General features: G+C 66.1%; 6 protein-coding genes and 1 pseudogene. 3 read left to right on the plus strand and 4 right to left on the minus strand.

From position 1 onward, the window contains the following. The first annotated feature begins 9 nt into the window (after positions 1-9). The gene (locus AB6A66_RS07440) at positions 10-1533 is read left to right on the plus strand and encodes a malonyl-CoA synthase (protein ID WP_371055389.1); all 1524 of its coding nucleotides are present in this window, start codon (positions 10-12) and stop codon (positions 1531-1533) included. A gap of 100 nt (positions 1534-1633) precedes the next feature. Further along, entirely contained in the window at positions 1634-2482 is an 849-nt protein-coding gene (locus AB6A66_RS07445; protein ID WP_371055390.1) for a polyphosphate kinase 2 family protein, read from the plus strand. Positions 2483-2882: 400 nt separating this feature from the next. Here the strand turns inward: AB6A66_RS07445 and AB6A66_RS07450 are convergent, their stop codons facing one another. The 4 genes from AB6A66_RS07450 to AB6A66_RS07465 form a co-directional block, all read right to left on the minus strand. Then, entirely contained in the window at positions 2883-3662 is a 780-nt protein-coding gene (locus AB6A66_RS07450) for an IclR family transcriptional regulator (RefSeq protein WP_371039439.1), read from the minus strand. Between the two features lie 13 nt (positions 3663-3675). Further along, positions 3676-5034 carry a TRAP transporter large permease gene (locus AB6A66_RS07455; protein ID WP_371055402.1) on the minus strand — a complete coding sequence of 453 codons (1359 nt, stop codon included), beginning with the start codon at positions 5032-5034 and terminating at the stop codon, positions 3676-3678. Positions 5035-5038: 4 nt separating this feature from the next. Continuing rightward, positions 5039-5707, minus strand: a complete 669-nt coding sequence (locus AB6A66_RS07460) for a TRAP transporter small permease (protein ID WP_371039440.1) — start codon at positions 5705-5707, stop codon at positions 5039-5041. A gap of 105 nt (positions 5708-5812) precedes the next feature. Further along, on the minus strand, positions 5813-7048 hold the full coding sequence (locus AB6A66_RS07465) for a TRAP transporter substrate-binding protein (protein ID WP_371039441.1): 1236 nt from the start codon (positions 7046-7048) through the stop codon (positions 5813-5815). A gap of 116 nt (positions 7049-7164) precedes the next feature. Here AB6A66_RS07465 and AB6A66_RS07470 point away from each other — a divergent pair. After that, positions 7165-8905, plus strand: a pseudogene (locus AB6A66_RS07470) (GMC family oxidoreductase). The last annotated feature ends 13 nt before the right edge of the window (positions 8906-8918 follow it).

An 8918-nucleotide genomic window follows, 5' to 3' on the forward strand; every position in this document is an offset into this window, starting at 1 on the left:
GAGAGCGCCATGGCCAACCCGCTCCACGATCGCCTCTTCGCCGCGCATGAGGGGCGGACGGAGACCTTCCTGCACCTCGCCGATGGCGGCGCGCTGAGCTACGCGGAGTTCCTCGCGCTCTCCGCGCGGCTGGCCAACGTGCTCGCGGCGGCCGGGCTCGCGCCCGGCGACCGGCTCGCGGCGCAGGTTCCGAAATCGCCCGAGGCGCTGGCCCTCTATGCCGCCTGCGCGCAGGCGGGCGTGGTGTTCCTGCCGCTCAACACCGCCTACACGGTCGAGGAGCTGTCCTACTTCATCGAGAACAGCGGCGCGCGGCTGGTGGTCTGCGACCCCGGGCAGCAAGCCGCGCTCGCGCCCGTGGCCGCGGGCCTGGGCGCGCAGATCGAGACGCTCGACGCCCGGGGCGCCGGGTCGCTGATGGACGCGGCACGGGACATGCCGGCCGCCTTCGAGACCGTCGCTCGGAGCGAGGACGATCTCGCGGGCCTGCTCTACACCTCGGGCACGACGGGGCGTTCCAAGGGCGCGATGCTCACGCAGGGCAACCTTCTGTCGAACGCGCTCACGCTTGCCGAAGCCTGGCGCTTCGACGCGGACGACGTGCTGCTGCACGCGCTGCCGATCTTTCACACCCACGGTCTTTTCGTTGCGACGAATGTCATGCTGGCGGTGGGTGGCGCGATGATCTTCCTGCCGAAGTTCGATCCCGACGCGGTGATCGCGCGGCTTCCCGAGGCCACCGCCATGATGGGGGTTCCCACCTTCTACACCCGCCTGCTGGACGATCAGCGCTTCAGCGGAGAGCTCGTCGCGCATATGCGGCTTTTCGTGTCGGGCTCCGCGCCGCTTCTGGCCGAGACCCACCGGCGCTTCGAGGCGCGCACGGGCCACCGCATCCTCGAACGCTACGGGATGACGGAAACCAACATGAACACCTCCAACCCCTACGAGGGCGAGCGCCGGCCCGGCACCGTCGGCGTTCCGCTGCCCGATGTCGATCTGAAGATCACCGATCCCGAAACCGGAGCGGCCCTGCCCCGGGGCGAGATCGGGATGATCGAGGTGCGGGGCCCGAACGTCTTCAAGGGCTACTGGAGAATGCCCGACAAGACCGCCGAGGAGCTGCGCCCCGACGGCTTCTTCATCACCGGCGATCTGGGCATGATCGATGCGGACGGCTACGTTCACATCGTCGGGCGCAGCAAGGACCTCGTGATCTCGGGCGGGCTCAACGTCTATCCCAAGGAGATCGAACTGGTGCTCGACGCCCAGCCCGGCGTTCTGGAAAGCGCGGTGGTCGGCGTGCCGCATCCCGATCTCGGCGAGACCGCGGTGGGCCTGATCGTGGCCGAGCCCGACGCGCGCCCGGATATCGCCGCGATTGAGGAGGCGGTGCGCGGCGCGCTCGCCCGTTTCAAGCATCCGCGCAGGCTTCTCGTGGTGGAAAGCCTGCCGCGCAACGCCATGGGCAAGGTTCAGAAGAACGCGCTTCGCGCGCGCTACCGCGACCTTTTCGCCGGGGTCGAAGGCTGAGGCGCACGCTGCGGCTGGATTTTCGCACCCGCATCGCCCAGTCTGCGTCACGTGCGGCGGCCGGCGCCGGCCGCACGGCGGATGACCTCGGGAGACCTGCATGGGGGAGGAGCGCGATGCCGCGCAGATCGCCAAGCCGCCGAGGCTTGCGGATGCGGACCTCACGAGGCGCCTCGACAAACCGGCCTACCGGGAGGCGCTTTCGAGGCACCGGCTCACCCTCGCGCGGATCCAGCAGACCTATCTCTTCAACGGCGACAAGGCGGTGATCGTCTTCGAGGGCTGGGACGCCGCCGGCAAGGGGGGAACCATCCGGCGCCTTTCGGCCGCGCTGGACCCCCGAAGCTTCAAGGTCTGGCCGATCGGCCCGCCCGGGAATTATTACCTCGACCGGCACTACCTGCTGCGCTTCATGGAACGGCTGCCGCCGCGGGGCGCGATTTCGGCATTCGACCGGTCCTGGTACGGCCGCGTCCTCGTCGAGCGTGTCGAGGCCCTGACACCGGAGCGGCGGTGGCGGCAGGCCTACAAGGAAATCCGGGATTTCGAGCAGTCGCTCCTCGACGATGGAGCCCGTCTGGTGAAGCTCTTCTTCCATATCTCGCCTGCGCGTCAGCTCGCGCGGTTCGAGGAGCGGCTGCGCAACCCGCTGAAGCGCTGGAAACTCACATACGAGGACTTCCGCAACCGCGAGAAATGGGACGAGTACAACGCCGCGATCGACGAGATGTTCGCCCGCACCTCGACGCCGGAGGCGCCCTGGCACGTGATCCCCGCGAACGACAAGCGCCACGCCCGTATCGCGGCGCTCGACATCGTGACGCGAACGCTGGGCGCCGGGCTCGACCTGAGCCCGCCACTGCCGGACGGCCAGCTCCTGACAGAAGCCGACAGGGTTCTCGATGTCGAGCCCGACCTGATCGCGGGCCTGCGCGGGCGGACCGAGTGACCGGGCGGTCGCGCCGGAATTCGTCATCGGTGGTCGCGGCGCCGGGTTCTCGACGAACGCCGGTCTCCCTCGATCCGTTCGAGCGCGGCGTTCGAAGGCGGAATGCGGAATGCGCCATCGACTAAGACGCCATCCCTCAGACGCGATCGGGGAAGGGGCCGGTCGCGCGTCGGCGCGCTGACCGCCAACCGGCATCGCGCGCACTCGACCCCGGGATACGCCATCCCGGCGGCCGACGCCGCCCAAGCCTCCGTCGGCTCCTGGAACGCACATGCAGAGCGCGAATGCGGCCCGAGCGAAACGCGTTCCGACGCTGCGCGCCACAGGTGAAAAACGGGGGCAGGCCCGGCACCGGGCCAATCGATCCGGGCGGTCCCCTTCGTGGGGCGCTGCGACCCTATCAGTCGCTCCGACCGTCGATGACCAGTTGCGAAAGATCCTCGGCCGCCGCGCGAAGCGGTTCGAGAAAGCCCAGCGCCCTCTCCACGTCGAAGCGCTGCGAGGGCGCGTGGAACGAAAGCGTGACCATGAGCCGGCGGTTGATGTCCAGAACGGGAACCGCGACGGCGATCATGTCCTGCATGAACTCTTCCCGATCCAGCGCGTACCCGTTCTTGCGAACGGTCGCGATCTCTTCGATCAGGGCCGCGGGATCGGTGATCGTGTTGGGTGTCCGCCGTTCCAGCCGCGTGGTGGCGATGTATTTCTTCAGGTGGGTTCGGTCCAGCGAACTGAGATACATCTTGCCGCTGGCCGTGCAGTAGAATGGGACGCGCGTGCCGATCGGCAGCTGGATGCGCAGCGGCCACTCGGTTTCGACTCGCTCCAGATACGTCATGGCATCGCGGTCCGGCAGCGCGATATTGCAGGTCTCGCCGATTTCGCGGCTCAGGCGCCTCAGGATGGCCTGCCGCGCCGTCCGTATCCGCAGCGAGGACAGGATGCCCCCGGCCATGTGCCGCAGCCGCGGACCCGGCGAGTAGGACCGCCCGTCCATGTCGCGTTGGAGGAAACCCTCCTCCTCCAGCGTGGCGAACAGGCGGTGAATGGTCGGCTTGGGCAGACCCAGCCGCGAATTCACATGGGTGGGCGTGACGGGCACGCCTGCCTCGGCGATCTGCTCGATCACCAGAAGCAGGCGCAGGTTCGTCGGAATGGTTTCCTTGCTGTCGGCGTCCATGCGCGATCCATCGTCAACGCTGGGGCAACAGCGCGATTGAAAGCTGGGGCACCATGGCGATCACCAGCCACACGCTGATAAGGGCCACGAGGTAGGGCACCGTGTAGCGCAAAAGCCTGAAATAGGGAACGCCCGTGACCCCAGACGCCACGTAGAGATTGAGCCCGTAGGGTGGGGTCACGAACCCGATGGAGGCACCGACGAGAAAGATCACCGCGAACTGCATGGGATCGATGCCGACGGAATGCGCGATCGGCGCGAGGATCGGCGCGAGGATGATCGTCACCGGCAGGCTTTCCAGAACCATGCCGCTGATGAAGACGATCAGCATCGACGTGAACAGCACCGCGTAATAGCCGCCCATGGAGGTGACGAAACCCCCGATGACGTCCTGCGCGCCGAGAACCGAAAGGATCTGCTGCATCACCACGGATACGGCGATCAGCGGGGCGAGGATCCCCGTGATCTGCGCCGAGCGCATCGTGATCGACGGAAGTTCGAGGGGGCCGAACCCCTCTACGACGAGCATCTCCGAGATGCGCTTTTCCGACACGTCGCGTCCCCCGGTCCCGCCCATCATCCGGTAGAGCGGCACGCTCAGGAACCCGACGATCACGCAGAACCCCACGGTCACGCCAGCCGCCTCGGTGGGAGAGAACTTGCCGGTGTAGATGCCCCAGAGCACCAGCCCGATGGCGAAGAAGCCGAGCCACGCGCCGATCGCCGTCTTGAACACGCGCAGCGGGCTGAGCGGGATCACGACTCCCCACGCATTGCCCCAGCTGATCAGGAAAGCCGCCAGCATCATCGCCGCGACCATCATGGCCCCGGGCAGGATACCGGCCACGAAAAGTTCCGAGATCGGGAGATTCAGGAGGAACCCGTAGACGATGAAGATGATCGAGGGCGGGATGATGATCCCGACCGTGCCGCCGGCCGCGGCGGTGGCCGCCGAGAAGCGTTCGTCATATCCTCCCTTGACCATTTCCGGATGCAGCATGGAGCCGATGGTGGCCGTGGTGGCCGAATTCGATCCCGAGATGGCGGCAAAGAGCCCGCAGGCCCCGAGCGATGCCATCGCCAGACCACCGCGGATCCAGCCGAGGCAGGCATAGGCGAAATCGGACAGCCGCCGCGCGATCCCGGAGCGGTTGATGAGATCCCCGGTGAGGATGAATAGCGGCATCGCGAGCAGGGCGAAGCCGTCGGTGAAGACATCGGCAAGCGCGCCGCCGATATTCTGAAGCGGCATGCCCAGGACGAGCGAGACGCCGATCACCCAGTAGCCGATGACCAGGAAAACCGGCACGCCGAGCATGAACAGAAACGTCACCCCGACCGAAATGAGCGTGACGAGCGTGGACGTATCCATCATGTCAGTCGCCCCCGATGACAGCTTGGGTGACGAGAACCTCGCCGCTTCGGAAGTTGGATATGTCCGCCAGCAGGTTCTCGATCACGCGTGCGACCAGCGTGGTGAAGGCCAGCGGAACCGATACGAGGAACCACCACTGCATGACGTTGTCGGTGCCCAGCATGATCTGGAAGTTGGACGCGGAGTTCGCCGCCACCTTGGAGGCCGTCACGACAACGACCCAGGAAAAGACGATCCAGAGCACGGCGTCGAGCACCAGACACGCCATCTGCCCGGTGCGGGGCATGGCCGCGCGGAACTCGGCGAAGGCCAGATGGGTCCGCAGCTTGACGTTGTAGGAACAGCCGAACCACGTCATGATGAGGAAGAGGAACGGTGGCAGGGTTGTCGACCATGGCGCCTGTTCCTGCAGCACGAAGCGGCGAAACACCTCCACGAAGATGATGCCGCCGATGCCGAGGTAGGACACCACCATGACGGTGGATTCCAGGTTTCGCTCCGCCCAGGGGCTGACGCGATAGAACACCAGGATCACGATCGCCAGGCCAAGCATCGCGACAAGGCCCAGCGGCCAGACCGCCGGCTGCCGCATCGCCTCGCTCAACATCCATGAGTCGCCCGCAGCAAGGGCGCTCAGGATCTCTCCCGAGCCCTGAAACCACTCCGTCATGCCCACTCCTCCCGTTGGGGGTCCGGTATGATTATTGCCGCGCGCCGCGCGGATCGTGAAGACGGGCTGCCCTTTAGAGGGGCAGCCCGCGATCGCCGCGTCCGATCAGGCCGAGCGCCACCAGCGCCGCGGCTCGACGTTCTCCGGCGGCATGTCGACGGGAATCTCGCGCGCGACGTCGTAGATCTCCTGGTAGGTGTCGATACCACCCGCCCAGTTGTTCAGCCGCTCGCGCCACTGTGCCCACGGCTCCGGGTTGAACTCGGGGGAGCACATTTCCTCGGCCATCCTGATCTGGTCTTCCGGCAGGAAGGCAGGGCGCACGTTGTTCTCGGCAAAGATCGTGCCCGGCAGCTGCGGATCGGAGAAACCGACCGTCTTGACCAGCGCGGCCTCGTTCGCCGCCTGAACGTGCACCTGCGCCAGATAGGCCGACTCCATGATCGCATCCTGCAGATGCGGCTCCATCGCGTCGAACACCCGCAACGACATCGACGTGTGCTCGGTGCCGCAGAAGAACCTCAGATCGACCGACTGGCTGACCACGGGCGCCATGTTGGCGTAGGCCACCGCGGATGCCCAGGTCTCTGCCCCGTCGATCAGGCCCTGCTTGAGCCCGTCGAGCGTTTCCTCCCACGCGACCGGAACCGGGTTGAGGTTGAGCTGCTGCATGGCGATCCGGCCGAGTTGCGTGCCGGTGACGCGGTTCTTGGTGCCGAAAAGCTCCTCCAGCTTCGTCACCGTCGGCCTGTCGGCGAAGGAGTTGCCCAGCTGGATGCCGCGCAGCTCGCAATGGCTGAACAGGAACTTCAGGCCGTGCCGGCGCTCGAGCGGCTCGCGCAGGATCCGCTGCGACGCGGGGCTGTAGAGGAAGTAATACTGGGATGCCCGGCTCGGGAACATGTAGGCGTAGTCGAGTACGTTCAGGTAAGGCGCTCCGCCAGCGGAATTCTGGGTGGAGGCGGCGTACATGTCGATCACGCCGGTCTGGGTCTTTTCCACGCAGTTGAGCTGGCCGCAGATCTGGTTGTCGCCGATGAATTCCACGCGGATCTCGCCCTCGGTCCGCTCCTCCAGGTCGCGGGCGAATTCCAGAACGCCGGCGCGCTCGATCAGCAGGTTGCGCGCGTTGAAGCCGGACGCACCCAGCGTCAACGTATGCTTGGGCTCCTTGGCGAAGCGCTTTTCATACGTGCTTTCGGCTGCGCGCGCGAGAGACGGCAAAGACACCGCCCCCGTCAGCGCGCCCGCGCCCAATACCACCGAAGACAGGCCGAACTGACCCGACAGACGAAACAGATCCCGACGGGAAATCCCGCCCAGGGCTTTCGATACTTTCATGGTCTCCTCCCTAGAATGCAAATTTTTGATACTTGCAGTCTCAATATTCGTCGAACTATTGTCGCGCTGGCAAGAAAAACTTTTCCGCGCACAGAGAACGCACAGAAGGCGGCCAAATGTCGGAAATTTCAGCAGACTACGTGATCGTCGGCGCGGGCTCTGCCGGATGCGTGCTCGCGAATCGTCTCTCTGCCGACCCGTCGATCAAGGTCGTCCTGCTGGAGGCCGGCGGTCGTGACTGGAACCCGTGGATCCATATCCCGGTCGGCTATTTCAAGATGATGCACAACCCGTCGGTGGACTGGTGCTACCGGACCGAGCCGGACCCGGGCCTGAACGGACGGCGGCTCGACTGGCCGCGGGGAAAGGTCCTGGGCGGTTCGTCCTCGCTGAACGGGCTTCTTTACGTGCGCGGCCAGCCGCAGGATTACGACCGCTGGGCCCAGATGGGCAACCCGGGCTGGAGTTGGGACGACGTCCTGCCGCTGTTCAAGCGCTCCGAGAAACAGGAGCGCGGCGCCGACGCGTTTCACGGCGAAGAGGGCCCCCTGTCGGTGTCCAACATGCGGCTTCAGCGGCCCATCTGCGATGCCTGGGTCGCCGCGGCGCAGGAGGCCGGATACCCTTTCAACCCCGATTACAACGGCGCCACGCAGGAAGGCGTGGGCTACTTCCAGCTTACCGCGCGGAACGGGCGGCGCTGTTCCGCCGCCGTCGCGTTTCTCAATCCGGTGCGCAAGCGCGAGAACCTGACGATCCTGACCAGGGCACAGGCCAGCCACATCCTGCTCGAGGGCAAGCGGGCCACGGGGGTCGTCTGGCGCGACCGCGCGGGTGCCGAGCATGTGGTGCGCGCGGGAACCGAAGTGGTCCTGTCGTCCGGAGCCATCGGCTCGCCGCATCTCCTGATGCTCTCCGGGCTGGGCGACGCGGCGCATCTGCAGGACCACGGGATCGAGGTGCGCCACGATCTGCCCGGCGTCGGCAGGAACCTGCAGGATCACCTCCAGGCGCGGCTCGTCTTCAAATGCAACGAGCCCACGCTGAACGACGAGGTGCGCAGCCTCTACAACCAGGCGCGGATCGCGCTGAAATACGCGATGTTCCGCGCCGGTCCGATGGCCATGGCCGCAAGCCTCGCGACGGGGTTCATGCGCAGCGGGGATCATGTCGAGACCCCCGATATCCAGTTCCACGTGCAGCCATGGTCGGCCGACAGCCCCGGCGAAGGCGTACATCCNGACCCCCGATATCCAGTTCCACGTGCAGCCATGGTCGGCCGACAGCCCCGGCGAAGGCGTACATCCCTTCTCGGCCTTCACCATGTCGGTATGCCAGCTGCGCCCCGAAAGCCGCGGGCAGATCCGCCTCGCCTCCGCCGACGGCGCGCGCTACCCGGAAATCCATCCGAATTACCTTTCCACGGAAACCGATTGCCGGACCATCGTGGACGGGATCCGCATCGCCCGCCGCATCGCCCGCCATGCGCCGCTCAGCAACAAGATTTCGGAGGAGTTCCGTCCGAACCGGACGCTGGAGATCGACGACTACGAAGGCACGCTCGACTGGGCGCGCAATTACTCGACGACGATCTATCACCCCACCGGCACCTGCAGGATGGGTCGGGACAGCAACGCCGTCGTCGATGCGCGGCTGAGGGTACACGGCATCGCGGGCCTGCGCGTGGCGGATTGCTCCATCATGCCCGAGATCGTCTCGGGCAATACGAACGCGCCCGCGATCATGATCGGCGAAAAGGCGTCCGACCTCATCCTCGAGGACAGGACGTCGGCCATCTCCGGCGCCCGGACGGCCCGAGACACACATCCAACCCGCGAAAGGAACCAATCCCCATGAAGATGACCACCGA

The organism is Rhodosalinus sp. K401, assembly GCF_041365735.1.
Classification (GTDB): domain Bacteria; phylum Pseudomonadota; class Alphaproteobacteria; order Rhodobacterales; family Rhodobacteraceae; genus Rhodosalinus.

Excerpts from the sequence above, each read along its gene's own strand:
- AB6A66_RS07465 (WP_371039441.1), bottom strand. The coding sequence starts at position 7,048 with ATGAAAGTATCGAAAGCCCTGGGCGGGATTTCCCGTCGGGATCTGTTT.
- AB6A66_RS07440 (WP_371055389.1), top strand. The coding sequence starts at position 10 with ATGGCCAACCCGCTCCACGATCGCCTCTTCGCCGCGCATGAGGGGCGG.
- AB6A66_RS07445 (WP_371055390.1), top strand. The coding sequence starts at position 1,634 with ATGGGGGAGGAGCGCGATGCCGCGCAGATCGCCAAGCCGCCGAGGCTT.
- AB6A66_RS07460 (WP_371039440.1), bottom strand. The coding sequence starts at position 5,707 with ATGACGGAGTGGTTTCAGGGCTCGGGAGAGATCCTGAGCGCCCTTGCT.
- AB6A66_RS07455 (WP_371055402.1), bottom strand. The coding sequence starts at position 5,034 with ATGGATACGTCCACGCTCGTCACGCTCATTTCGGTCGGGGTGACGTTT.
- AB6A66_RS07450 (WP_371039439.1), bottom strand. The coding sequence starts at position 3,662 with ATGGACGCCGACAGCAAGGAAACCATTCCGACGAACCTGCGCCTGCTT.